The organism is Wolbachia endosymbiont (group A) of Epistrophe grossularia, from assembly GCF_947251435.1.
In the GTDB taxonomy this organism is placed as follows: domain Bacteria; phylum Pseudomonadota; class Alphaproteobacteria; order Rickettsiales; family Anaplasmataceae; genus Wolbachia; species Wolbachia pipientis.
In genome coordinates this window covers 1,284,161-1,307,180 of sequence record NZ_OX366363.1, presented here as the reverse complement: position 1 = coordinate 1,307,180, position 23,020 = coordinate 1,284,161, and the positions used below count along the sequence as shown (strand labels likewise).

Annotated in this window: 37 protein-coding genes and 2 tRNA genes; 3 read left to right on the top strand and 36 right to left on the bottom strand. The window is 34.5% G+C overall.

Annotation, left to right across the window (positions count from 1 at the left end; all coding sequences use genetic code 11):
* Positions 1–100 precede the first annotated feature (100 nt).
* Entirely contained in the window at positions 101–835 is a 735-nt protein-coding gene (gene fabG, locus OPR28_RS06575) for a 3-oxoacyl-[acyl-carrier-protein] reductase (protein ID WP_015589136.1), read from the top strand.
* A gap of 94 nt (positions 836–929) precedes the next feature.
* Entirely contained in the window at positions 930–1,265 is a 336-nt protein-coding gene (locus OPR28_RS06570) for a TrbC/VirB2 family protein (RefSeq protein WP_236514837.1), read from the top strand.
* Between the two features lie 28 nt (positions 1,266–1,293).
* Here the strand turns inward: OPR28_RS06570 and OPR28_RS06565 are convergent, their stop codons facing one another.
* The 36 genes from OPR28_RS06565 to carA form a co-directional block, all read right to left on the bottom strand.
* Positions 1,294–2,574 (bottom strand): M48 family metalloprotease, encoded by a 1,281-nt coding sequence (locus tag OPR28_RS06565; RefSeq protein WP_236514838.1) that lies wholly within the window; start codon positions 2,572–2,574, stop codon positions 1,294–1,296.
* 71 nt (positions 2,575–2,645) lie between these two features.
* The gene (gene ribB / locus OPR28_RS06560) at positions 2,646–3,290 is read right to left on the bottom strand and encodes a 3,4-dihydroxy-2-butanone-4-phosphate synthase (protein ID WP_007549343.1); all 645 of its coding nucleotides are present in this window, start codon (positions 3,288–3,290) and stop codon (positions 2,646–2,648) included.
* A 6-nt stretch (positions 3,291–3,296) separates the two neighbouring features.
* The gene (greA, locus tag OPR28_RS06555; RefSeq protein ID WP_265023724.1) at positions 3,297–3,791 is read right to left on the bottom strand and encodes a transcription elongation factor GreA; all 495 of its coding nucleotides are present in this window, start codon (positions 3,789–3,791) and stop codon (positions 3,297–3,299) included.
* A gap of 9 nt (positions 3,792–3,800) precedes the next feature.
* Positions 3,801–5,342 (bottom strand): F0F1 ATP synthase subunit alpha, encoded by a 1,542-nt coding sequence (atpA, locus tag OPR28_RS06550; RefSeq protein WP_182320407.1) that lies wholly within the window; start codon positions 5,340–5,342, stop codon positions 3,801–3,803.
* Positions 5,339–5,899, bottom strand: a complete 561-nt coding sequence (gene atpH / locus OPR28_RS06545) for an ATP synthase F1 subunit delta (protein WP_010962742.1) — start codon at positions 5,897–5,899, stop codon at positions 5,339–5,341. The genes atpA and atpH overlap by 4 nt, the downstream gene beginning before the upstream one ends.
* A gap of 41 nt (positions 5,900–5,940) precedes the next feature.
* The gene (locus tag OPR28_RS06540; RefSeq protein WP_265023723.1) at positions 5,941–6,291 is read right to left on the bottom strand and encodes a YraN family protein; all 351 of its coding nucleotides are present in this window, start codon (positions 6,289–6,291) and stop codon (positions 5,941–5,943) included.
* 23 nt (positions 6,292–6,314) lie between these two features.
* The gene (rplQ, locus tag OPR28_RS06535) at positions 6,315–6,743 is read right to left on the bottom strand and encodes a 50S ribosomal protein L17 (protein ID WP_007550873.1); all 429 of its coding nucleotides are present in this window, start codon (positions 6,741–6,743) and stop codon (positions 6,315–6,317) included.
* A gap of 7 nt (positions 6,744–6,750) precedes the next feature.
* Complete coding sequence (locus OPR28_RS06530) at positions 6,751–7,818, bottom strand: DNA-directed RNA polymerase subunit alpha (protein WP_182320411.1); 1,068 nt, start codon at positions 7,816–7,818, stop codon at positions 6,751–6,753.
* Positions 7,819–7,839: 21 nt separating this feature from the next.
* Positions 7,840–8,226, bottom strand: a complete 387-nt coding sequence (gene rpsK, locus OPR28_RS06525; RefSeq protein WP_015589137.1) for a 30S ribosomal protein S11 — start codon at positions 8,224–8,226, stop codon at positions 7,840–7,842.
* Positions 8,227–8,250: 24 nt separating this feature from the next.
* The gene (gene rpsM, locus OPR28_RS06520; RefSeq protein WP_010962745.1) at positions 8,251–8,619 is read right to left on the bottom strand and encodes a 30S ribosomal protein S13; all 369 of its coding nucleotides are present in this window, start codon (positions 8,617–8,619) and stop codon (positions 8,251–8,253) included.
* 59 nt (positions 8,620–8,678) lie between these two features.
* A complete protein-coding gene (locus OPR28_RS06515) occupies positions 8,679–9,320 on the bottom strand; it encodes an adenylate kinase family protein (protein WP_265023722.1) in 642 nt (213 codons plus the stop codon).
* The gene (gene secY, locus OPR28_RS06510; protein ID WP_010962747.1) at positions 9,317–10,645 is read right to left on the bottom strand and encodes a preprotein translocase subunit SecY; all 1,329 of its coding nucleotides are present in this window, start codon (positions 10,643–10,645) and stop codon (positions 9,317–9,319) included. The genes OPR28_RS06515 and secY overlap by 4 nt, the downstream gene beginning before the upstream one ends.
* A 3-nt stretch (positions 10,646–10,648) precedes the next feature.
* Positions 10,649–11,119, bottom strand: a complete 471-nt coding sequence (rplO, locus tag OPR28_RS06505; RefSeq protein ID WP_006279863.1) for a 50S ribosomal protein L15 — start codon at positions 11,117–11,119, stop codon at positions 10,649–10,651.
* A 3-nt stretch (positions 11,120–11,122) separates the two neighbouring features.
* Positions 11,123–11,635: a 30S ribosomal protein S5 gene (gene rpsE / locus OPR28_RS06500; protein ID WP_265023721.1), complete on the bottom strand. Its 513-nt coding sequence runs from the start codon at positions 11,633–11,635 to the stop codon at positions 11,123–11,125.
* Between the two features lie 12 nt (positions 11,636–11,647).
* The gene (rplR, locus tag OPR28_RS06495; protein WP_006279867.1) at positions 11,648–12,019 is read right to left on the bottom strand and encodes a 50S ribosomal protein L18; all 372 of its coding nucleotides are present in this window, start codon (positions 12,017–12,019) and stop codon (positions 11,648–11,650) included.
* A gap of 5 nt (positions 12,020–12,024) precedes the next feature.
* Positions 12,025–12,570, bottom strand: coding sequence for a 50S ribosomal protein L6 (gene rplF, locus OPR28_RS06490; RefSeq protein WP_007551152.1), 546 nt, complete (start codon positions 12,568–12,570; stop codon positions 12,025–12,027).
* 16 nt (positions 12,571–12,586) lie between these two features.
* A complete protein-coding gene (gene rpsH, locus OPR28_RS06485) occupies positions 12,587–12,982 on the bottom strand; it encodes a 30S ribosomal protein S8 (protein WP_265023720.1) in 396 nt (131 codons plus the stop codon).
* Between the two features lie 21 nt (positions 12,983–13,003).
* A complete protein-coding gene (rpsN, locus tag OPR28_RS06480) occupies positions 13,004–13,312 on the bottom strand; it encodes a 30S ribosomal protein S14 (RefSeq protein ID WP_006279345.1) in 309 nt (102 codons plus the stop codon).
* A gap of 16 nt (positions 13,313–13,328) precedes the next feature.
* A complete protein-coding gene (rplE, locus tag OPR28_RS06475) occupies positions 13,329–13,862 on the bottom strand; it encodes a 50S ribosomal protein L5 (RefSeq protein ID WP_265023719.1) in 534 nt (177 codons plus the stop codon).
* A 6-nt stretch (positions 13,863–13,868) separates the two neighbouring features.
* A complete protein-coding gene (rplX, locus tag OPR28_RS06470) occupies positions 13,869–14,186 on the bottom strand; it encodes a 50S ribosomal protein L24 (RefSeq protein WP_406829240.1) in 318 nt (105 codons plus the stop codon).
* Entirely contained in the window at positions 14,186–14,545 is a 360-nt protein-coding gene (rplN, locus tag OPR28_RS06465; RefSeq protein WP_006279348.1) for a 50S ribosomal protein L14, read from the bottom strand. The genes rplX and rplN overlap by 1 nt, the downstream gene beginning before the upstream one ends.
* Before the next feature lie 13 nt (positions 14,546–14,558).
* Complete coding sequence (gene rpsQ / locus OPR28_RS06460; protein ID WP_007549925.1) at positions 14,559–14,795, bottom strand: 30S ribosomal protein S17; 237 nt, start codon at positions 14,793–14,795, stop codon at positions 14,559–14,561.
* Positions 14,788–14,991 (bottom strand): 50S ribosomal protein L29, encoded by a 204-nt coding sequence (gene rpmC, locus OPR28_RS06455; protein ID WP_006279350.1) that lies wholly within the window; start codon positions 14,989–14,991, stop codon positions 14,788–14,790. Before rpmC ends, rpsQ begins: the two co-directional genes overlap by 8 nt.
* Before the next feature lie 11 nt (positions 14,992–15,002).
* The gene (gene rplP, locus OPR28_RS06450) at positions 15,003–15,416 is read right to left on the bottom strand and encodes a 50S ribosomal protein L16 (RefSeq protein ID WP_265023718.1); all 414 of its coding nucleotides are present in this window, start codon (positions 15,414–15,416) and stop codon (positions 15,003–15,005) included.
* 14 nt (positions 15,417–15,430) lie between these two features.
* On the bottom strand, positions 15,431–16,045 hold the full coding sequence (gene rpsC, locus OPR28_RS06445; RefSeq protein WP_010962753.1) for a 30S ribosomal protein S3: 615 nt from the start codon (positions 16,043–16,045) through the stop codon (positions 15,431–15,433).
* Positions 16,046–16,084: 39 nt separating this feature from the next.
* A complete protein-coding gene (rplV, locus tag OPR28_RS06440; protein WP_007549821.1) occupies positions 16,085–16,432 on the bottom strand; it encodes a 50S ribosomal protein L22 in 348 nt (115 codons plus the stop codon).
* 5 nt (positions 16,433–16,437) lie between these two features.
* Entirely contained in the window at positions 16,438–16,722 is a 285-nt protein-coding gene (rpsS, locus tag OPR28_RS06435; protein WP_265023717.1) for a 30S ribosomal protein S19, read from the bottom strand.
* A gap of 3 nt (positions 16,723–16,725) precedes the next feature.
* Positions 16,726–17,550 (bottom strand): 50S ribosomal protein L2, encoded by an 825-nt coding sequence (gene rplB / locus OPR28_RS06430; protein WP_253303168.1) that lies wholly within the window; start codon positions 17,548–17,550, stop codon positions 16,726–16,728.
* A 1-nt stretch (position 17,551) separates the two neighbouring features.
* Entirely contained in the window at positions 17,552–17,839 is a 288-nt protein-coding gene (locus OPR28_RS06425; RefSeq protein WP_015589144.1) for a 50S ribosomal protein L23, read from the bottom strand.
* Positions 17,836–18,450: a 50S ribosomal protein L4 gene (gene rplD / locus OPR28_RS06420; protein ID WP_012673183.1), complete on the bottom strand. Its 615-nt coding sequence runs from the start codon at positions 18,448–18,450 to the stop codon at positions 17,836–17,838. The genes OPR28_RS06425 and rplD overlap by 4 nt, the downstream gene beginning before the upstream one ends.
* A 2-nt stretch (positions 18,451–18,452) precedes the next feature.
* Positions 18,453–19,175: a 50S ribosomal protein L3 gene (rplC, locus tag OPR28_RS06415; protein ID WP_006279218.1), complete on the bottom strand. Its 723-nt coding sequence runs from the start codon at positions 19,173–19,175 to the stop codon at positions 18,453–18,455.
* A 9-nt stretch (positions 19,176–19,184) separates the two neighbouring features.
* The gene (gene rpsJ, locus OPR28_RS06410; protein WP_012673184.1) at positions 19,185–19,505 is read right to left on the bottom strand and encodes a 30S ribosomal protein S10; all 321 of its coding nucleotides are present in this window, start codon (positions 19,503–19,505) and stop codon (positions 19,185–19,187) included.
* A 14-nt stretch (positions 19,506–19,519) separates the two neighbouring features.
* Positions 19,520–20,692, bottom strand: a complete 1,173-nt coding sequence (tuf, locus tag OPR28_RS06405) for an elongation factor Tu (RefSeq protein ID WP_253303165.1) — start codon at positions 20,690–20,692, stop codon at positions 19,520–19,522.
* 78 nt (positions 20,693–20,770) lie between these two features.
* Positions 20,771–20,841 (bottom strand) — tRNA-Gly (locus OPR28_RS06400).
* A gap of 4 nt (positions 20,842–20,845) precedes the next feature.
* Positions 20,846–20,928, bottom strand: a tRNA-Tyr gene (locus OPR28_RS06395).
* Positions 20,929–21,042: 114 nt separating this feature from the next.
* Positions 21,043–22,134 carry a glutamine-hydrolyzing carbamoyl-phosphate synthase small subunit gene (gene carA, locus OPR28_RS06390; RefSeq protein WP_015589146.1) on the bottom strand — a complete coding sequence of 364 codons (1,092 nt, stop codon included), beginning with the start codon at positions 22,132–22,134 and terminating at the stop codon, positions 21,043–21,045.
* A gap of 205 nt (positions 22,135–22,339) precedes the next feature.
* On the opposite strand from carA, the gene OPR28_RS06385 reads away from it, so the two are divergent.
* Positions 22,340–22,834, top strand: a complete 495-nt coding sequence (locus tag OPR28_RS06385; protein WP_010962761.1) for a hypothetical protein — start codon at positions 22,340–22,342, stop codon at positions 22,832–22,834.
* The last annotated feature ends 186 nt before the right edge of the window (positions 22,835–23,020 follow it).

Genomic DNA, 23,020 nt, shown 5'->3' with positions numbered 1-23,020 from the left:
TTTCTTTATTTTGTGAATATCTGAGTTACTTATATTATGTAAGAAATCTATTGCCAACTAGTCAATATTCTGTTAGGAATTAAGATAATATAAAGTTATTATGCTTAAATTGGAAAGCAGAAAGTTCCTGATTACTGGCGCATCAGGCGGAATAGGGCAAGCAATTGTAAAAATTATGCACAAAGCCGGAGCAACTTTATGTATTTCTGGCACAAAAAAAGAAGTGCTCGAAGAAGTTGCTAAACAATATGAAAAAAACATGCATGTACTCCCTTGTGATTTATCAAATGCTGAGGAAGTAAATCAACTAATAAATAGAGCAAGTGAGCTGATGGAAGGCTTTGACGGGCTCGTATGCAATGCGGGTATTACGCGAGACAGTTTATTATTGAGAATGACAGATGAAGCATGGCAAAAAGTAATTGATATTAACTTGAGCTCTACATTTAAGCTGAGTAGAGAAGCATGCAGAAAACTAATTAAGAATAATTGGGGAAGAATTATAAATATTTCCTCAATAATAGGGCTGACAGGAAACGCCGGGCAAGCAAATTATGCGGCGTCTAAAGCTGGAATAATAGCTATGAGCAAATCCATAGCAAAAGAAGTTGCAAGTCGTAATATAACAGTAAATTGTATTGCTCCTGGGTTTATAGATACTAAAATGACTGAAGTTTTAAATGAAGGACAAAAGGGAAAAATATTAGATAATATTCCAATGAAAAGAATGGGAACAGGGGAAGAAATAGCAGCAGGGGTCTTGTTTTTAGCAAGTGATGAAGCAAAATATATAACAGGGCATGTGCTCAATATTAATGGTGGGTTATTTATGTAGCAACACTTATGTATGGACAAATTATAATTTTTACTTTAAAATAAAAAATGTGTAGGTTTAGGTTTACGTTAATTTATTACTTAGAGGCAAAAAAATGAGCTCTATAATAGGATTTTTTGGTGTCTTGTGTGTAGTATTGCTTTTCTCTTTCTCAGGTTACGCAGCTATCACTGGTCCTGATATGGATGATACAACACAAGTAATATGTAATATTATTGGTTATGTTTGGGGGATAGGCGGTCCACTTATGACGGTAGTAATAATTGGTGCAGCTTTGCTTGCAATATTTGGCAGGATGCCGTGGCCAGCCCTCTTTGCTCTAGGCGTGTTTTGTGCTGTATTTTTTGGCGCTAAGACGATTATAATAAAAGTTATGCCCAATGTAAGCGATGAAGCAAAAGCTATGTTGGAAAAGTGTGGAAAGAAATAACCCATAAAAGTACAGAAATGCTTTTTTGTTATCCATTAAATCGCTTCATATCTTCAACTTGCAACAAATAAGGGCTATCTTTTGGTAAAGTTTTAACAGCTAGCTCAGCATATTTTGTAAATTGCTTTAAATCACCTTCAATACAAGCCTTTTTTGTCAAGGCAAAATAATGCATTGCCGTATCAGCTTCACATTTATATGCAATGCTTAAATACTTCCAGACAAAAGCGTTATTTGGTTCTATATTCAAAATCTGCTCCAGGTAAAAAATCGCCTTTTTTGCATCACCGTGTAATAATAAAGTATGAGATAATGCAAGTTTCACTAAATAACTGTTTTTCTCAGATAAATACCTAAGCGATTCCTCATACATTTTTATTGCTTCACTTAAATTTCCGGCCTTGTATAGCATTTCTGCTTTTAATTCATATAGGTATGGGTCATTGCGTGACTCTTGAATCAATGAATTAACTTTAGCAATAGCCTCTTCTATCTTTCCTTGCCTATAGCAAACTATAGCATTTACATACTCAGAATTATTTTCATATTTATTAGATAACACATGAATAGGAGCAAAGAAAGAGTCTAGCTTGGCAACCACACGCTCAAACTTTAGTAACTTATCCGCAAAAATTGGTTTTACGTTGTTTTTAACCTTATAATTTTGTACAGCAAATATACGTTTCTCACTAAGTGGGTGAGTGCGGAAATATTCCTCGGTGTTCTCATGCTCAATACTTTTAAAATAATCAAAAATCTCTTTCATACCTGAATTATCATAGCCAGATTCATCAAGATACCTTAAAGCATAGCTATCTGCTACACTTTCTTGCTCTTGAGAATAGTTAAAAAATAGCCTTGAACTAAACGCTACACCACTAAGCAAAATTGCACCAGCAACCTGAGGGTTAATGATAATACTAGAAACTAATCCTACCATATAACTAATCATTGCTATCGATTGAAAATAACCCATAGCACTACTCATTTGCAATATATGACCAGCAGATATGTGAGCAATCTCATGTGCTAATATACCAAGCAGGACATAAGGTTTAGCCGAATATTGTAAAAGTCCTAAATGAATGAAAATACTGTTATTGTTAATTACAAAAGCATTAATCGAATTGTCATTAATTATAAAAACTTTTATTTGCTCATGATCAATATCCGCAGCAGAAAATAAAGGTTGCGCTAGCTCTTTCACTATTGCTTCCACTTCACTATCTCTAATAATGTTAATAGAGTAAGCATTATTATAATATGCAAAAAAGAACAATAAGGTCAAAAACTTAGCAACTCTAAACATGAAAATTCTGTGCTTGTATAATTTATAGAAATTCTATATTTTAACACTTAAATTATACAAATTTATAAACGCTAGTTTAAATTTTTAACGTAACTGATAAGTTTGTCGATGGTAGTTAACTTAATTTTATGTTGTTCAGCAAATTTAAGTAACTGAGGTAAGCGCATCATAGAGCCATCATCATTCACTAATTCACAAATAACTGCTGAATGATCAAACCCTACTAACTTCGCCATTTCAACACTCGCTTCAGTATGACCAGCACGTTGTGCCACCCCACCTTTATGTGCAATTACAGGAAAAACATGACCTGGAGTTATGATGTCATCCTGAGTACCATCCTTGTTGATAGCAGCATGTATAGTTTTCGTTCTATCCTCTGCTGAAACACCGGTTGTAATGCCATAACGTGCATCAATTGATGTAGTAAATGCGGTATGATTTTCACCAATATTTTTCTTTTCCATGAAATTAAGGCCCAACCTTTTCATGTGAAATTTAGTCATTGCTAAGCAAACAACCCCTGTACCGTACCTAACCATAAAAGCCATATGTTCCGGCTTTATTTTCTCAGCTAAGACAATCAAATCGCCTTCATTTTCTCTATTTTCATCATCAACTAAAATGAATAATTTACCGGAACGAGCATCCTCTAATACATCTTCCACAGAAGAAATACCTGGTAGACTCATTGAAGCATAAGTGGCCTGTACCATAATAATTTACTTAAATTCAATCTTAACTATTTTATACAATTTCTCTCCATTTGGCACTGTCACTTCCACATATTCACCGACTTTTTTGCCGATTAAGGCACTCCCAAGTGGTGAACTAGTAGATATTAACTGCTTTGAAACATCAGCTTCATATTCGCCTACAACCTTATAAACATATTCCACTTCACCGTTATTATCACTTAACATGCTTAATGTCACAGTTGCACCAAACATTACTGAATCACCAGACAAATTTTTTACTTCTATTACTTCCGCATGTGAGAGCTTACTTTCTATCTCCATTATACGGCCTTCAATAAAACCTAACCTTTCCCTTGCTGCATGATACTCTGCGTTTTCAGATAAATCACCTTGATCACGAGCATCAGAAATATCCTGTATCACAGAAGGTTTTTCTTCCTTTAATTTTTCAAGTTCGGCTTGCATATTCTCAAAACCTTCACTCGTTATAGGAAATTTATTAATAATGGATGAAGCCATAATCACCACCTAAACGCAATTAAATTGAGTAACGAAATTACTCACAATGTTAAAAATATCACCTTTTATATCATCACTCATGTCATTTGACAACTTTTTTAAAACCCCAGGATGCACAGTATGAAAATAATTAATAAGATCATGTTCAAATTTATTAATGTAACTTATTTGTATTTTACTTAACTGATTATATAGGTTAGAAAAAATATACATCAGCACTACTTGTTCTTCTATTGACATAGGTAAATGTTGTTTTTGCTTTAATAACTCGACAAGATATTTACCCTTATTCAAGGATAATTGAACACTAGCATCAAGATCAGAACCAAATTTTGCGAAATCTTCTAATTCTCTATACTGAGCTAAGCTTAGCTTTATAGAACCAGCAACTTTCTTCACAGACTTTAGTTGTGCAGCAGAACCAACCCGTGAAACTGACAAACCTATATTTACTGCAGGTCGAAATCCTTTATAAAATAATTCAGACTCAAGAAAGATCTGCCCATCGGTAATTGAAATAACATTTGTTGGCACATATGCAGATACATCACCAGCTTGAGTTTCGACAATTGGCAAAGCAGTTAAAGAACCCTGCCCTTTTTTATCAGACATTTTAGCAGCTCTTTCAAGCAAGCGAGAATGTACATAGAATATATCTCCAGGGTAAGCTTCACGACCAGGAGGACGTCTGAGCAATAAAGACATCTGCCTATATGCCACAGCATGCTTAGATAAATCATCATATATAATCAAACAATGCATTCCATTGTCACGGAAAAATTCCCCAATAGTGCAACCAGCATAAGGTGCTAAAAATTGCATAGGCGCGCAGTCAGATGCACTAGCCACAACTACAGTTGTATACTCTAATGCTCCGCTTTCTTTCAGCTTATTTACCACTTTTGCTACTGTTGAAATTTTTTGCCCAATAGCAACATAAACACAGTAAACTTTTTGATTTTCGTTTACCTCATCGTTAATCTTCTTCTGATTGATAATAGTATCAAGCGCAATAGTAGTTTTACCAATTTGTCTATCACCAATAATTAATTCACGCTGCCCTCTACCTATTGGAATTAGCAAATCTATAATTTTAATTCCTGTTTGCAGTGGCTCATGCACAGACTTACGATCAATAATGCCTGGCGCTTTAGATTCTATATCCATTCTGTTTTTGGCTCTAATTTCCCCACCGTCGTCCATAGGATGGCCCAACGCATTTACAACTCTCCCTAACAATTCATGCCCTACAGGCACCTGCACAACATCACCACTACATTTTACAACGTCCCCTTCTTTCACATCACGGTCATTACCAAGCACAACTATTCCAGCCGTATTATGATCTAAATCGAGAACTATTCCTTCTACACCACTTGCAAAAAATACCTTTTCACCGAATTTTGCTTTTTCCAGCCCATAAACCAATGCGATACCATCTGTTACTGAAATTACTTCACCTATATTTTCCCGCTTTATAGGATTATCAAACGTCTCAACCTTTTCTCTTATTATACTTGCTATCTCAGAAACATTCATACTGTTCTTCATACAAAATTCCTTACTTTTAATATTTCCATTTTACTTAAGTCAACTAACCTATCCAAGTAACTTTTTAGCGAAGCATCGATCAAATTAAAACCATACCTAACTACGAAGCCACCTAGTATAGAAGGGTCAACCACATTGCTTACTTTTATTATTTTACCAAGAAAGCTCAAAGATTCAGTAATTATTTTTATATCAGATTCCTTTAAAGTTTCTGCTGACTTTATAGTAATTTCGAATTCATTTTCATTTTCTCTTGCAAGACTTAAGAATTTTTCTAATATAAGGATCAATAAACTAGAGCGTTTATTTGCAAATATAACCATAATAAATTTTACTAAATTCTCACTCAAGTGCTCATTTATAGAAAGCATCACTTCTTTTTTGTGTGCAAAAGAAATCATAGGATGAGATAGGTACACAAAAACATCACGTTGATCCTTAAAAAAAGCCAACAAAAATTCTACTTCTTTCCTTATAATACCTAACCTGCTTCCTGAGACATGAAATAGCACTCTAGCGTAAGATGAAACTAAATTATTGTATTGGGTCTTTTTCATATTAAATCCAGTAAATCTAAATTAATTCAGCTACAAATCTTTCATTCTTCAATCCAAGCATTTTTTATATAAACAGGTCTTCTCTTTAAGGAAAGAAAATATAAATCATATCTGACTGAATAATCTAAAAAACTAAGGTTTTTACTTAAGAAATACTGAGAAGAATTTATAATAGACTGACATTGAAGATGAGATATCGGTATTTCTTTTCCAAGTAAACTTGTTTTAACTTCTATAAAAATCAGCTCCTTTTTTTTAGATACAATTAAGTCAATTTCACCGAACTTACAACGGTAACGGCGTTTTATAACATTATACCATTTCAGTTTTAAATATACTAAAACTAGTAACTCGCCAAAGTAACCTACAAAGTAGCGTAACCTACTTACCACAAGAAGAACAATTATGATAACAATTAACTTTGTGTAACTACTTTGCCTCCTTCTTTATTTTTACTATAAACCTTACCTCTTGCTGCAATATCCCTATCAACCAGTTCTATCACTGCCATTGAAGCGCAATCACCCTTTCGAGTGCTAAATTTTATTATTCTAGAATACCCACCTTTACGATCTTGATAACGGCTGGCTAAGACGTTTAATAACTTATCAACTGCTAACTTACTATTATGAAGGCGTGAAAGCAAAAGTCTTCTACCATGTAAAGTATTCTTATTCTTAGCAATTGTAATAAACTTTTCGACATATGGACGAAGTTCCTTAGCTTTTGGTAAAGTAGTTACAATCTGCTCATGGTTAATTAATGAGATAGATAGATTCTTTAACGTCGATAATCTATGTTCAGTACAACGAGATAGTTTACGTTTTTTTATTCCATGTTTCATATATCACCTAATCTTCATCAGTATGTTGTTTAGCCAACTCATCTATATCCTTAGGTGGCCAGTTTAGCACATTCATACCCAAAGACAAGCCAAAATTAGTCAAAACTGCCTTAATCTCATTCAAAGACTTTCTGCCAAAATTAGCAGTTCTTAACATTTCACCTTCTGTCTTTTGCACAAGATCACCTATATAAGTGATGTTTTCGTTTTTCAGACAGTTATGAGACCTGACAGATAATTCCATTTCATCTACCTTACGCAATAAGACAGGGTCATAACCCAAATCTTTAGCACCACTAGACGAAGAAACCTGCGATTTTTTATAACTTACATCAGAACTAATAAAGGGCTGAAGTTGCTCCTGTAATATTCTTGCAGCAGAGTCAACAGCTTGACTCGGAGAAATTGTACCATCAGTTTCAATTGACAATATCAGCTTATCCTTATCAGTCACTTGGCCAACACGACTGTTCTCTACCCTGTACGAAACCCTGTTGACAGGGCTATACAAAGCATTAACTGGAATAAAACCAATTAAATCCTGTTCACTCATAAGCTTCAAAAGTTCATTTTCTTTATATTTAGTTACAGGAAGATAACCTTTTCCGCTAGCCACATATATGGTCATGTTAAGCTCCACATTTTGCCCCAGCGTACATATTAACAAATCTTTATTAACAATAGAGCATTGATCATCAGTTTCTATCATCCCAGCTAATACCTGGCAAGGCCCTTTAGCGTTTAAATTTAAGCATTTATTAGAAGCACCATTTAATTTACACTTCAACATACCCATATTTAATACTATATCAGTTACGTCTTCTCTCACCCCTTGAATTGAAGTGAACTCATGAGTTACACCTTCAATTTTTATTCCATAAACAGCACTACCTTTAAGAGAAGATAACATTACACGTCTTAATGCATTACCTAATGTTAAAGCAAAACCACTTTCCAACGGTTCTAGCACTATATCACTTTTTTCACTTGAATCATCTGATATTACCTTAACTGAACTAGGTTTAATCAATTTATCTAAATTGCTACAGAGAGAAACATCATTATTATAATACATAAAACAACCTTTTCAAATATCCTATACTCTTCTTTTTTTTCTTAACCTGCACCCATTATGAGGAATTGCGGTTTTATCTGCAATTGAAGTCACAGTCAACCCACAGCTCTGAAGTGCTTTAACCGCAGCTTCGGTACCAAAGCCAGGACCGCGAATTATTACAGAGACAACCTTCATACCAAATCTCTCCATTGCGTTCTTCGCAGCAGACTCCGCAGCCTTACCTGCAGCATAAGGTGTGGATTTTCTCGAACCTGAAAAACCACATGCACCCACAGAAGTTTGACATAGCGTATTACCATGAACATCAGTTACATTTACAAAAGTATTATTAAAAGTTGCACGAATATGGACAACACCAGTAATAAACTCCTTCTTACTCTTACTAACCGTTTTGACTTTTTTCATTAAAACTCACAATAATAATAAATTTTATTTTTTCCCAGCAATAGGCAACCGAGATCTACCTTTACGAGTCTTAGCATTAGTATGAGTCCTTTGCCCTCTCACAGGTAAACCTTTTCTATGTCTCACCCCTCTATAGCATCCCATTTCCACTAAAGATTTTATGTTCATAGCCACTTCTTTTCTGAGCTCACCTTCTATAACATAATTTTGTCTAATGAAACCGCTGATCTTTTCTATATCTTCATCTCGTAATTCTGAAACACGTTTGCGCTTATCAACTTCGCAAGCGTGACAAATTACATTCGCAGTAGCAATACCTATACCATATATATAAGTTAATGCAAAAGGAACACATTTCCTCACTGGAATATTTATGCCTGCAATACGTGCCACTGGTACCTCGATACTTTATTAATAACAACTCTTAATTTATACCATAAAACAACTCAGAGTCAAACCAAATTACAAGAAATTTTACTTTCAATCTCTTGCATTACCTCATCAACACTCAAATTAGCGTCAATTGTTAATAATTTGCCTTTATAATACTCGCGTAAACCTTTCATTTGAAGGTGATATTCACTTATTCTCTTATTAATTGCAGACATATCAGCATCATCAATTCTTTTCTCTAACCTCGTACTTTTACATTTAGCACAAGTAGTACTCTTAAAAGAAGATACACTATATATGCTTTTACAGTCCAAACACGCGAGACGATTTTTTAACCTATCGATTGCAATATTATCGTCAAGCTGCAGCTCAACTACAATGTCAACATCCCTATTATATTTTTCTTGCAAAACTTGAGTCAAAAAATGAGCCTGGTTTAAATTTCTCGGAAAACCATCTAATAAGCAATTATCATCCACTAATGCAAGCTGGTCACGTAATAATCCACATATAATTTCATCTTGAATTAAATTACCAGATTCCACGGTACCCTTTATTTTTTTACCTAACTCATTACTGCTAGATATAATATTCCTTAATAAATCCCCTACTGAAATTAATTTTAAATTATATTTTGCTATTAACAAGCTTGACTGAGTACCTTTACCAGAACCTGGAGGACCAAAAATCGTAATGATCATCTTACTTTCCTCGTTTTAGACTCATATTTCTTTATCCAGTTGTCGTACCTATTTGAAAAAATATAAGATTGTATTTGCATAATAGTATCAGTAATAACGTTCACTATAATCAGTAAGCTCGTCCCACCAAAAATAAATGGTATATCATAATAATATCTCATAACTTCAGGTACAGTACATATGACTACCAAATACGCAGAGCCAATGAATGTCAACTTAAAAACTATATCTTGAAGGTAATCAGAAGTATGTTTCCCAGGCCTTCTACCAGGTATAAAACCACCATTTTTTTTAAGAAAATCTGCGTTTTCCTCTGGATTAAATATAAAATTGGTATAGAAAAAATTAAAAAATACTATCAGCACCAAATAGGCTACAATATATACTACTTTATTTGCCATAAAGTAATTCAAAATAAAATCAGAAAAAGCGTGCCCCTTATAGAAATTTGCAATTGAAATAGGTGTCAATAAAATTGCATTAGCAAAAATGGTTGGTACTACACCAGATAAATTAATCTTCAATGGAATATAAGTAAAATCGTCATTATGTAATCTTTTAAATTGCTTTTTAGGATGTTGAACAATAACCTTTCTATAAGAAGACTCTACAAAAATAACTAAGAGTAGCAGCAAAAAAAACAATACCAAAACAAAAAGGATAATAAATAACGATACGCTACCGTTTTTATTTAACGTTAACAAAGATGACAAAGCGCTGTGTAACTCTGATATTATACCCGTGAAAATGATTAATGAGATACCATTGCCTATACCGCTAGCGCTGATTCGTTCACCAAGCCATATTAAAAGCATAGTTCCACCTAAAAGGCTGAAAACACCTATTGTACGAAACATAACACCAGGTTCGATTACAACCAATACCCCTTCCCTATTCATCCCTTCCAATCCAACCAAAATTGGAATTGATTGAAATACACAAATTACTATGGTCAGATAGCGTATATAAGAATTCATCTTTCTACGGCCTGACTCTCCATCATTCTTAACTTCCTTCATTCCTTTAATCGCAGAAGAAAGTAACTGAATAATGATAGAAGCCATTATATATGGCATAACGTTCAATGCTAGAATTGTCATTCTAGCCAATGCACCACCAGAAAATAAATTAAATACTCCAAAAACGCCTGAGCCATCTTTGGGAAATATATCATTAATTACATCAAGATTAATTCCAGGAATAGGCACATAAGTACCCAAGCGATAGCAAATTAAAGCTATTAGCGTAAAAAATATACGCTTTAATAAATCGCCTTTATATAACAACGTAGGATCCAAGCTATTAAATGCTGATTTATTGCCCATGACTTACGATAGTATTTCCACACTACCACCAACTGAAGCTACAGATTTTTTTGCAGCTTCTGACGCAAAATCAACATGAAACACAAATTTTTCGCTCAACTTACCTTTATTAAGAAGTTTAATTTTATCCTTAATAGACTTTATAAAACCTAATTTATACAGCCTCTCCTTATCTATAACAGAGTCTTTCACTATTTTTTTAGCTTCCATTAAGCGCTGTATATCGCCAACATTAATTATAGAGTATATGCTCCTACGTATAGGCTTAAAACCTCTTTTAGGCAAACGAGTATATATAGACTGTTGTCCACCCTCAAAACCATTTATAGAAACTCCACTTCTAGCCTTCTGCCCTTTATGCCCTCTACCGGATGTTTTACCTTTACCACAACCGATACCTCTACCCAGCAACTTAGGCTTCTTTTTCTTAGATAATTTAGTAAATATAGAGTTTAATTTTACAGCATTATTCATACTTTACCTGTTTCCAACTATCTCGCTAATCTTTTTGCCTCTTTTGCTTGCTACCTGACGAGGAGATAACATACTATCAAAAGCCTTAAACACCGCACATATAACGTTATGAGGATTATTTGATCTAGTGGATTTAGCTACCACATCCTTTATACCTAACACCTCAAAAACTGATCTAATCGCTCCACCAGCAATAATACCTGTTCCGGCTCTTGCGGTTCTTAAAACTATCTCACCAGAACAAAATTTAGCTTTAATATCATGATGCAAAGTTCTACCTTCACGCAAGTACACTCTAATCATTGATTTCTTTGCAGCATTTACAGCTTTGACTCTTGCTTCAGCAACTTCTGCGTGCTTACCTATTCCACACCCTATCCTACCCTTCTCATCGCCAACAACAACCAAAATTGAAAATGAAAATCTTCTACCACCTTTGGTAACCGTTGTCACTCTTCGTACCGAAACTAAAAGCTCTGATAAATCATTATTATTTTGTAAATTCTTTATAGCCATATTCAAAACCTTCTAAAATTCAAATCCAGAACTTCTTAAAGCCTCAGCAAATTGAGAAACTAATCCTGTGTATTTATACGCTCCACGATCAAACGTAAGCTGCTGCTCTAATTTCATGCCAGACAGACGCTCAACCATTAAAGAAGAAACCTGTTTTATAGTTTCAGCGTTGACTTTCCCTTTACATACATCCTTAATTTTAGCATCCAAAGTAGAAGCTGAAGTGAGAGTTATTCCTTTTACATCATTAATTAACTGGACATAAAAATGCCTATTAGATTTAAATATGGATATACGTAAACGTTCAGCGCTCTTGTCAAGCTTCGCTCTATTACGTAACTTCCTTTTTTCAGAATTACTTAAAAAATTATACGATCTTTTCATTTTTATTACTTCTTTTTACTTACAACCTTACGCAGCATAAATTTGCCTTTTATTACAACACCCTTACCTTTATAAGGATCATATTTTCTAATTTTGCATATATCAGACGCCACCATATAGACCTTCTGCTTATCCATACCACTAACTACTAAGTGAGTTGGCTTTATGCACTTAATCTCAACATCTTTAGGCACTTTATATTTAACATTATGGCTATAACCAAGATACAAAGTCAAATACTTACCATCACACTCTGCCTTATATCCCACACCGTTAATCTCAAGATTAACAGAAAAACCATCAACCATGCCGTTAATGATATTATTAATATTACTCCTATAAGTGCCCCACATAGGCTTTATTTTATCATAATTATCTTTATCTTGATCAACAGAAAGCAATAGCTGATTATCAATAATCTGACACACAACATCCCTGATCAAGCTAACTTCCTTTTCAGCCTTAGCACTCTTTATTAACATACTACCATTATTATATTCAACTGAAACACCAGCAGGAATATTGATAGGAGCAGCACCTATACGAGACATGAATTTCTCCTATTATTTAAAACACACGACACAAAACTTCTCCACCAACCTTTAACTTATGTGCATTATAATCAGTCATCACTCCTTTGGGTGTCGATATAATAAAAATACCAAGACCATTATATGCTTTAGAAATGTCCTTATACTTAGAATAACGACGACAACCAGGCTTTGACACCCTAACTATGTCACTAATTACAGGTAACTTCTCATAATACTTCAATTTTACAATGAAAGAAGGTAAATTATCTACAACTTGCTTTTCATAATCAAGGATATACCCTTCCTCTTTTAAAATCTCCAATATAGAAGAATTCATCTTAGAAAATAGTACCCTTGTTGCCCTATGCATTGCCAATTGAGCATTACGTATCCTTGTTAAAAAATCACCAATACTATCAGATAACGCCACAATATACTCCTTATATTATATTTACCAACTAGACTTTGTAACTCCTGGAATTTGCCCAAAAGAACATAAATCACGCAAAACAATTCTACATAAACCAAATTTTCTATATACTCCTCTTGGTCTCCCAGTTAAAGCACACCTATTTCTAATTTTGGTTTTAGAAGAATTTCTAGGCAATTTTTTAATTAACTTATTTTGAGCTGTAAACCTTTCTACAATAGACAAATTCTTATTATTTATTATAGATTTCAATTTTTCTCTTTTTTCTTTATATTGATCGCACAACTTTATTCTGCGAAGATTTCTTTCTATCATAGATTTTTTTGCCATATATTTCTCCTCTCAATTAATCAAAAAAAGGAAATTTAAGAGCCAGTAATAATTCCTTTGCTTCCTTATCACTAACTGCACTTGTTATAATATTAATATCCATACCTCTAATTTTACTTATTTTATCATAGTCTATTTCTAAAAACGAGATATGTTCCTTTATACCAAAGGAAAAATTACCATTACCGTCAAATTGCTTCACACTAAATCCTCTAAAATCTTTTTCCCTTGGCAAAGCAATATATATCAATCTTTCTAAAAACTCATACATTTTATCTCTACGCAAAGTTACTTTGCAACCTACTGTAGCACCTTTTCTGATCTTGAAGCCAGAAATAGATTTTTTTGCAAAAGTTGATAAAGGCTTCTGCCCAGCAATCAAATATAGGCTATCAAATGGTTCATTTATTGCTTTACTATCTGTAGCAGCATCTCCAACGCCCATATTGATACACACCTTGACAAGTTTAGGCACTTGCATTATATTGCCGTAATTAAACTTATCCTTTAAGGACTTTACTACGCTATCTTTATATAATTCTTTAAACATATCAACCTAATCTATCACTTCTCCAGAAACTTTTGCAAAACGCACTTTTCTACCGTCTATAACCTTAAACCCCACTTTAGTTGGAGTTTTATATTTAGGGTCCAATGTTGCAACGTTGGATATATCAATAGCTAACTCTTTATTTAATATACCACCACTACTACCAGCTTTTGGTTTAGTATGTCTCTTATGCACATTCACTCCAGAAACAATTACTTTCTTTTTAGCATCACGTGCTATAACTTTGATTACCTTACCAATTTTTCCCTTATCTTTACCAGTTAAAACTATAACGTCGTCACCACTTTTTATTTTAGCACTCATTATAAAACCTCAACAGCTAATGACATTATCTTCATAAAAGAACCAGATGATAACTTTTTTACCGGACCAAACACCCGAGTGCCAAGTGGTTCACCTTGATCGTTAATCAAAACTACAGCATTGCTAGAAAAACGAATTACAGAACCATCAGATTTTCTAATAGGGCTTTTCACCCTCACCACAACTGCTCTATATACTTTTCCCTTCTCAACTTTCCCTCTTGGAGTAATAGATTTAGTAGAGACAATAACTGTGTCACCTATAGATGCAGACTTTCTACCACCCAATAAACCAATACAAAGCACTGCACGCGCGCCAGAATTATCAGCTACTTCCAACAATGTATTTTTTTGAATCATATAAATATCCTATTCAATGTGAGCTATTAACAATAACCCATTTTTTAGTAGTAGAAATAGGCTTGTGTTCTTGTATTAAAACCTTGTCCCCTTCTTTACAACTATTATTCTCATCATGTGCTGTATACTTCTTGTATTTTTTTATAACCTTTTTATACAGCTCATCCTTATACACTTGTAATACCGAAACCTTTACAGTCTTATCACACTTAGCCTTAGTTACAGTACCACAAAAAACCTTTTTAGGCATTCTTTTCCTCTCTTCTTCTTTTATTTAATGTAGTTAAAATACGAGCTATGCTCTTTCTTATTAAGCTAAAACGCGAAATATTGTTGCACTGGCCCAGCTTCTTTTGAAAAACCAAATTAACAAACTCTTTTCTCAAATTCACAAGAATTTCATGCAATTCTTGCGAGGACCTCGATTCAATGTCAGCTATATCCATTGCAACTCCATTTAATTATGATTAGATACAAATTTACACTTCATAGGAAGCTTAGCAGTTGCCTTTTCAAGCGCCAATCTTGCTAAATGCATGGGAACATCACTGCTAATTTCAAACAACATTCTACCGGGCTTAGCTTTAAATACCCAAAACTCAACACTACCTTTCCCTTTACCCATACGCACATCCGCCGGCTTTCTACTAACAGGGGTATCAGGAAAAATTCTTATCCACACTTTACCAGAGCGTTTTAATGTTCTAGATATTACACGCCTTGCAGTTTCAATATGCTTAGACTGAATCCTACCTGCTTCCATAGTCTTTAGGCCATAATCTCCAAAAGATAATGTGCTACCACCTTTCGTGTTACCCTTAATTCGTCCTTTAAATACTTTTTTATATTTACTTTTTTTAGGAACAAACATTTCAATATACCTAATTAGTTACCAATATAAACCCAGACCTTAACTCCTATGATGCCATATATAGTTTTTGCTTCAGCAAAAGCATAATCTATATTAGCACGCAAAGTATGCAAAGGCAAACGGCCTTCTTTATACCACTCAGTACGAGCTATCTCAGCTCCGCCAAGGCGCCCAGAACAACTTACTTTAATACCTCTAGCACCCATCCTCAAACAACTTTGAATAGCTTTTTTCATCGCTCTTCTAAATGAAACCCTTTTTTCTAACTGCTGTGCAATGCTGTTTGATATTAAAACTGCATCTATTTCAGACCTTTTAACCCCTACTACATTCACTTCCACATTATTTTTTACTTTTTCAGCTATCTTTTGCTTTATCTTCTCAATATCCGAGCCTTTCTTACCTATTATCACTCCAGGTCTAGAAGAATGTATTATTACAGATACCAAATCGATCGTACGCTCTATAATTACTTTAGAAACACCAGCATGCTTAAAAGATTCATTTATATAACTGCGAATAGATAAATCTTGATGCAACCCTTGTTTATAACCCTTCTCAGCATACCAAATAGATGACCAAGTATTAATTATTTTTAACCTAAATCCTTTAGGATTAACGTTTCCCATATTTTTGCACTTTCCTTATTAATTTTCTATTTTTATGAATCATATAATTTCCCCCAATTTTACAGTTATATTACTATAACGTTTACTAACTCTATTAGCTCTACCCATAGCTTTTGGACATACCCTACGCAAAGTAAGAGACTTACCTATTAAAATTTCTTTTATATATAAATTATCGATATCCAATCCATAATTTTGAGCATTAGCAATCGCAGAATTTAATACCTTCCTTATAAGACCTGCAGCTTTCTTTTCACAAAATCTTAATTGCACAGTGGCAAAAGAAACTTTTTTATTACGTACTAAACCAGCAACCAAATTCAATTTACGAGGAGTTGATTTTAAAACCCTAGAACCAGCTTTAACTATTACATCTCTGTTTTTCATATCAATTACCTTCTTGTCGCCTTTTTATTACCACTATGCCCAGTAAATTTACGAGTGGGTGAAAACTCACCAAACTTATGACCTATCATATTCTGACCATTAACATTCACAGGAATGTAATCCTTACCATTATAAACAGCAAACTTTAAACCTAAACAATTAGGAAGAATTACAGAAGCCCTGGAATGAACTTTTATAGCCATGTTAACAAACCCCTTGTTTAAAGCATTATTCACCGACTTTAATATAGAAGGATGACAAAAAGGAGGCTTCCATGCAGATCTACTCATAAACTAACCTTTCAATTGTTTTATATACTTATCACTAGATTTATTTCTCCTTCGAGTTTTCTTTCCTTTTGTTGCAACACCCCAAGGAGTAACAGGATGACGACCACCAGAGGTTTTTCCTTCCCCGCCTCCATGAGGATGGTCAACCGGATTCATTGCAACCCCACGTACAGTAGGTCTAATCCCAAGCCACCTACTTCTCCCAGCTTTACCCAACTTTCTATTCTTATGGTCAGGGTTAGATACTACACCAATAGTAGCCTTGCAAGAAGATAAAATCAACCTAATTTGACCAGACCTGAGTCGTAATAAAACATATTGGCCATCACGACCAACGATTTGTGCATAACAACCAGCAGCTCTAGCAATCGCAGCACCATTACCTGGCTTCAGCTCAACATTATGAACGAAAGAACCAACAGGTATATGCTTGAGTAGCAAACAATTCCCTGGCAAAATATCAGCATCATTCCCAGCTGTAACAACATCACCTGGCTTCATACCTTGAGGAGCTAATATATAAGACTTAATATCATCTTCCTTATATGATATTAACGCCAAAAACCCACTTCTATTTGGGTCATACTCTATTTTTTCAACTATACCTTGACCACTTCTATTACGCTTAAAATCTATCATTCTATACTTCTTTTTGTGACCACCACCCCTATGACGAGTTGTAATTCTACCATGATTATTTCTTCCACCACTGGACTTTTTACCGGATGTAAGAGACTTTTCTGGCTCATCTTTTGATAAACCAACTTTACTTACTAACACAGTCCCACGAGAAGACGGAGTAACAGGATTAAAAAATTTCATACCCATACTAAACGCTCATTATATCTAATTTTTGACCATCCATCAAAGAAAAATAAACTTTCTTTTTCTGTTTTTCACAACCAATCACACCCCTAAAACGCCTATATTTAGGCTTAATTCTAACAACATTTATAGAAGAAATTTTAACATCAAATAGAGACTCTATTGCCAACTTTATTTGACGCTTATTTACATTTACAAAAACATACAAAGAATATTTATTAAACTTCTCCCTCAAAAAAGAGGCCTTTTCTGTAATTATAGGAGATTTTATTATATTATTATATTTGATCATAACAATCTACCTTCAAGATGCTTTAAAGTATCCTTTGTCAACATCACGCATTCGTGATTCAATATATCAAAAACATTTAACCCAATAGGTTTGATTAAGTCTACATAGTGCAAGTTTTTAGCCGCACGCAACAAATCATCTCCATAATCACCAACTATCAAAAAGGAAGAAAATTTAAAATTTTTAATACATTTACACATTTCAGACGTTTTCTTCACATCAATATTTAAATTATCCAGAATAATTACTTGATTATTTAAATACTTTAGAGATAAAGCAATTTTTAAACCAAATTTGCGTACCTTCTTATTAAGAGAATAAGTATGACTCCTCACAACAGGGCCGAAAATAATCCCACCACCTCTAAATTGAGGAGATCGCAAGCTCCCTTGTCTTGCCCTACCGGTACGTTTTTGACCATAAGGTTTAGCTGTTGTACCAGAGACATCACTAATACCTTTTGTTTTATGAGTACCAGCTCTTCTCTTCGCTAATTGCCATCTCACTATATCATGCAAAATACTCAATTTTTGCTTAGCAGAAAATATCAAAGGATTGAGCTGAGCAGTACCTACATTATCATTAGATAGATTAACTAAATTACATTCCATAACTAACTTACCAAATTACTAGCATCATCATTTACATCTAACAGTAAACCTACCGGAAAAGGAACATCTTTATGTAAAGATTTTTTAACTGCATCTCTTACAAAAACATAGGAATTTTTAAACCCAGGAACATTATTACCCTTCACAGCAATTATACTATTTTCATGATCAATGGATAATATCTTCATATTTTGTGCAGTTATCCTGCTGTTACCTAAATGACCAGCCATTTTCTTTCCTTTGAATACTCTACCAGGATCCTGACATTGGCCAGTGGAACCTTGTGATCTGTGAGCAATAGAAACACCATGAGATGCCCTAAGCCCACTGAAATTATGCCGCTTCATCACACCAGCAAATCCTTTACCTATAGAATAACCCGTAATATCAAGATATTGACCAACCACAAAATGATTGATTCCCACTTTTTTACCACATTCTATTCCCGACAGGTCATTTAATCTACTTTCGTATAACTTACATTTATTATTTATACCCTTTTTCTTTAAATATTCCAACTGAGGTTTTGCTATATTTTTAAAATCTCCTGTGCCTAAAATGACTGAATTATAGCCACATTTATCTTGTCCTTTTATATCAATAATATAAGTTTCGCTGAGATGCAATAAAGTTACAGCCATGCGACTATTGTCAGAATACATAGCAGTATGACCAATATTCATCATTAGTAAACCAATTCTCCTCAGCGAATTTATTCTCTTCATTTCCTTCTCCTAAACCTTAACTTCCTTGACTTTTAAATCCACTTCTACGCCAGCAGAAAAAGATAAACCTGTAAGCATCTGCATCATAGTAGGAGTAAGATCATGTAAAACAATCAAACGCCTAGAAGTTCTCATTTCAAACTGTTCACGAGATTTTTTATCAACGTGAGGAGATCTATTAACAATAAATTTAGAATCTTTCCTTGGCAACGCAATCGGACCAGATAATTTTGCACTGGACCGCTTTAATTCATCAACAAATTTTCGAACACACTCCTCCAATAAAGAACAATCGAAAGCCTTAATGTTAATATATATATCTTGCTTCATCTTAGTTACTACACTCACTCCAAAATTTCAGAAACAACACCAGAACCAACAGTTCTACCGCCTTCTCTTATCGCAAAACGCAATCCCTTATCCATTGCTATCGGTACTTGCAATTCTACTTCTACACTCACATTATCTCCTGGCATTACCATCTCCTTCCCATCTAGCAATTTTATGCTCCCAGTTACATCCGTTGTCCTTAAATAAAACTGTGGCTGGTAATTCGCAAAAAATGGTGTATGCCTTCCTCCTTCCTCTTTCTTTAATATATAAACCTCCGCCTTAAACTTTCTATGCGGTGTTATCGTCCCCGGTTTCGCTAATACTTGCCCTCTCTCCACTTCTTCTCTTTTTGTTCCTCTTAACAATATTCCTACATTGAGTCCTGCACTTCCCTTATCCAGCAACTTCTTAAACATCTCAACACCTGTGCATATCGTCTTTTGCGTCGCTTGCAGACCTATTATCTCTATCTCTTCTCCCGTCTTTATCTCTCCCTTCTCTATTCTTCCTGTTACCACTGTTCCTCGCCCCGATATCGAAAATACATCTTCGATTGGCAATAAAAATGGTAAATCCACAGGCCTTGGTGGAACCGCTACATATTCATCTAACTTTTCCATCAATTTGTCTATTGATTTCTTTCCATATTCGCTGCTGTCATCCTCCAGCGCCTTGAGTGCTGAACCAACCACCACAGGCACTTCATCCCCTGGAAATCCGTATTTACTCAGTAATTCCCTCACTTCCATTTCTACTAAATCTATCATATCAGCATCAGCAACATCAGCTTTATTTATATACACCACGATATATCCAACACCTACCTGCTTCGCCAGCAATATATGCTCTCTCGTTTGTGGCATTGGCCCATCAACCCCCGACACTACCAATATCGCCGCATCCATCTGTGCTGCACCTACTATCATGTTCTTTACATAGTCAGCGTGTCCAGGACAATCAACGTGTGCATAATGCCTTTTTTCCGTCTGATACTCAACATGCGCTGTTGCTATCGTTATCCCCCTCTTCCTTTCTTCTGGCGCTTTATCTATCTGATCGTACGCTACAAAATTTCCATAATGCTTCGTTATCGCCGCTGTTAACGTCGTCTTCCCATGATCCACATGTCCTATTGTTCCCACATTTACATGCGGCTTTCCAAATGCTTCCACTATTGCTGTCATAATTTAAACTTTTCTACCTAAAATACAAATACATCAATAAATAATATGTTGATTTTATAAAAATACAACAAAAAAAAGAGCGGATAGTGGGAATCGAACCCACGTCACTAGCTTGGAAGGCTAGAGCTCTACCATTGAGCTATACCCGCACAATGGAGGAGGTAGGATTCGAACCTACGTACGCTCACGCGGACAGATTTACAGTCTGTTACCTTTAACCACTCGGTCACTCCTCCGCAAAAATTTGTTAAGAGAATACTATTTTAGCATCTTAACTTAAGCTCTTATTGTATTTAATACTAAACGCCTAAAATTAAAAAATCAAGCAATAAAACCTACCCTGATTAAAATCACGCAGATTTCATTTTATACAACACAATATTGTCAATAAAACGTTTAAACAAATAATGCGAATCATGCGTACCTGGCGCTTCTTCTGGATGGTATTGCACAGAAAAGACTGGGTAATCCTTCATCATTATTCCCTCTACACTATTATCAAATAGAGAAATGTGAGTAATTTCAACATTACTTAGAAGAGAAGCTGAATCAACAACGAAACCATGATTTTGGCTAGTGATCTCAACTTTTCCACTAATTACATCATAAACTGGATGGTTACTCCCTCGGTGACCTATATCCATCTTGATGGTCTTTGCCCCCAAAGTAATCGCAAGTAATTGATGGCCCATGCATATGCCAAAAATTGGTATTTTAGATTTTATAATAATGTCTATTTCTGAAACTACACTTTCTCCTATTTCTTGCGGATCACCAGGACCATTTGAAAGCACTATCCCATCTGGATTCATACTCAACACTTTTTGAGCAAAACCTGTGCTTGGTCTGATTAATTCAACTGTACAACCAAGTTCTATTAAGCGTGAAACTATACTGATTTTTACGCCAAAATCAACGATTACAACCCTATATTTTGCATTAAGGTCACTTTTAAAATTACTATGCAAGCTGACTTTATTGGTTATTTCTATCCCATTTACAGATTTGTATTCCTTCAATTTGTCCAACGCATGCGCCTTACTCGATGAGCATATCATTCCATTTTGAGATCCATGTTCTCTCAAATGTCTCGTTAAAGCTCTAGTATCAACTCCTGATATCCCAATCACGTTATTTTTCTCTAACCAATCATTTAAACTGATATATGAAGAAGGGTGGGACATAGAAGAAAGTTCACGCATAACCACACCACTTGCAAAAATTTTCTTTCCTTCATTATCCTTATGGTTTATTCCAACGTTACCAATATGAGGAAAAGTGAACGTTATAATTTGATCGGCAAAAGAAGGATCAGTTATAGTATGCTGATAACCGGTCATACCAGTGGTAAAACAGACCTCACCTATGCATTTGCCTTTTTTACCTACTGATTTTCCCCAAAAGCACTTGCCATCTTGTAAAATTAAAACTGCGTCCTGCACTTCATTATCTATTTAACTGATTCAAAACAGTATACAAAAATTTCAAATAATACGTAACTCTTTCTAAAATTCCAAATTTAACCACGAAGCAGCAAAAAATAACATGAAAAACTTTTAATACAATCTTTCATATAAAATATATAGTTGACTACCTTCATATTTCGTATTAGATATAGGTAAATCATAAGTAAAGTGGAGGGTAATAATGAACACTGGTACAAATCAATCAAAAAAAATAAATGAGAAGTGGTTAGCTGGAGGAATTGGCGCGCTATTATTTGTAATGATGCTACCGTCGATTCTTCTTTTAGCAAAAATAGCTATAGGGCTAATTATGGTTTCAGTTGCAGCAATAGCGATAAAAGTTGCCTTAAAAACAATATCGAATGCTTTAGAGGATAAACAGGCAGATCAAAGCCAAGCGACGCAACAAACAACACAAAGTAAAATTATAAACCTGGCTATTGGATTAACATCTATATTCGTAGGAGGATTATCACTATTCATTATAGCACAAACTGGCTTAATTGCAGCATGTGCAGCTATAACTGCTTTAGCTCTACACGAATATGTTAAAAATCAAGAAATAGGAAAAGAGATAAATGATAAATTCGATAAGGTAGCTGACGATACAATCAATTTTATTGTTAGCAGTGTTGAAAAACTTATTCCAACAAAGCCGCCAGGCATAACAGCCTAAACTGTCTCCGTTCAGGGCATAAGTGTTACAAGTAGCATTATATAAAGCGATTAATGGCATCCTCCTGATAATAGAATAATTGTATCTGTTCAGCCAATGGCGTCAACTTAAGGAAAAATATCAGCGATAGTGTATAAAATTTCTCTCTAAAACTTTTACCATTAAATTATCCAGAAGCCGCAGGAA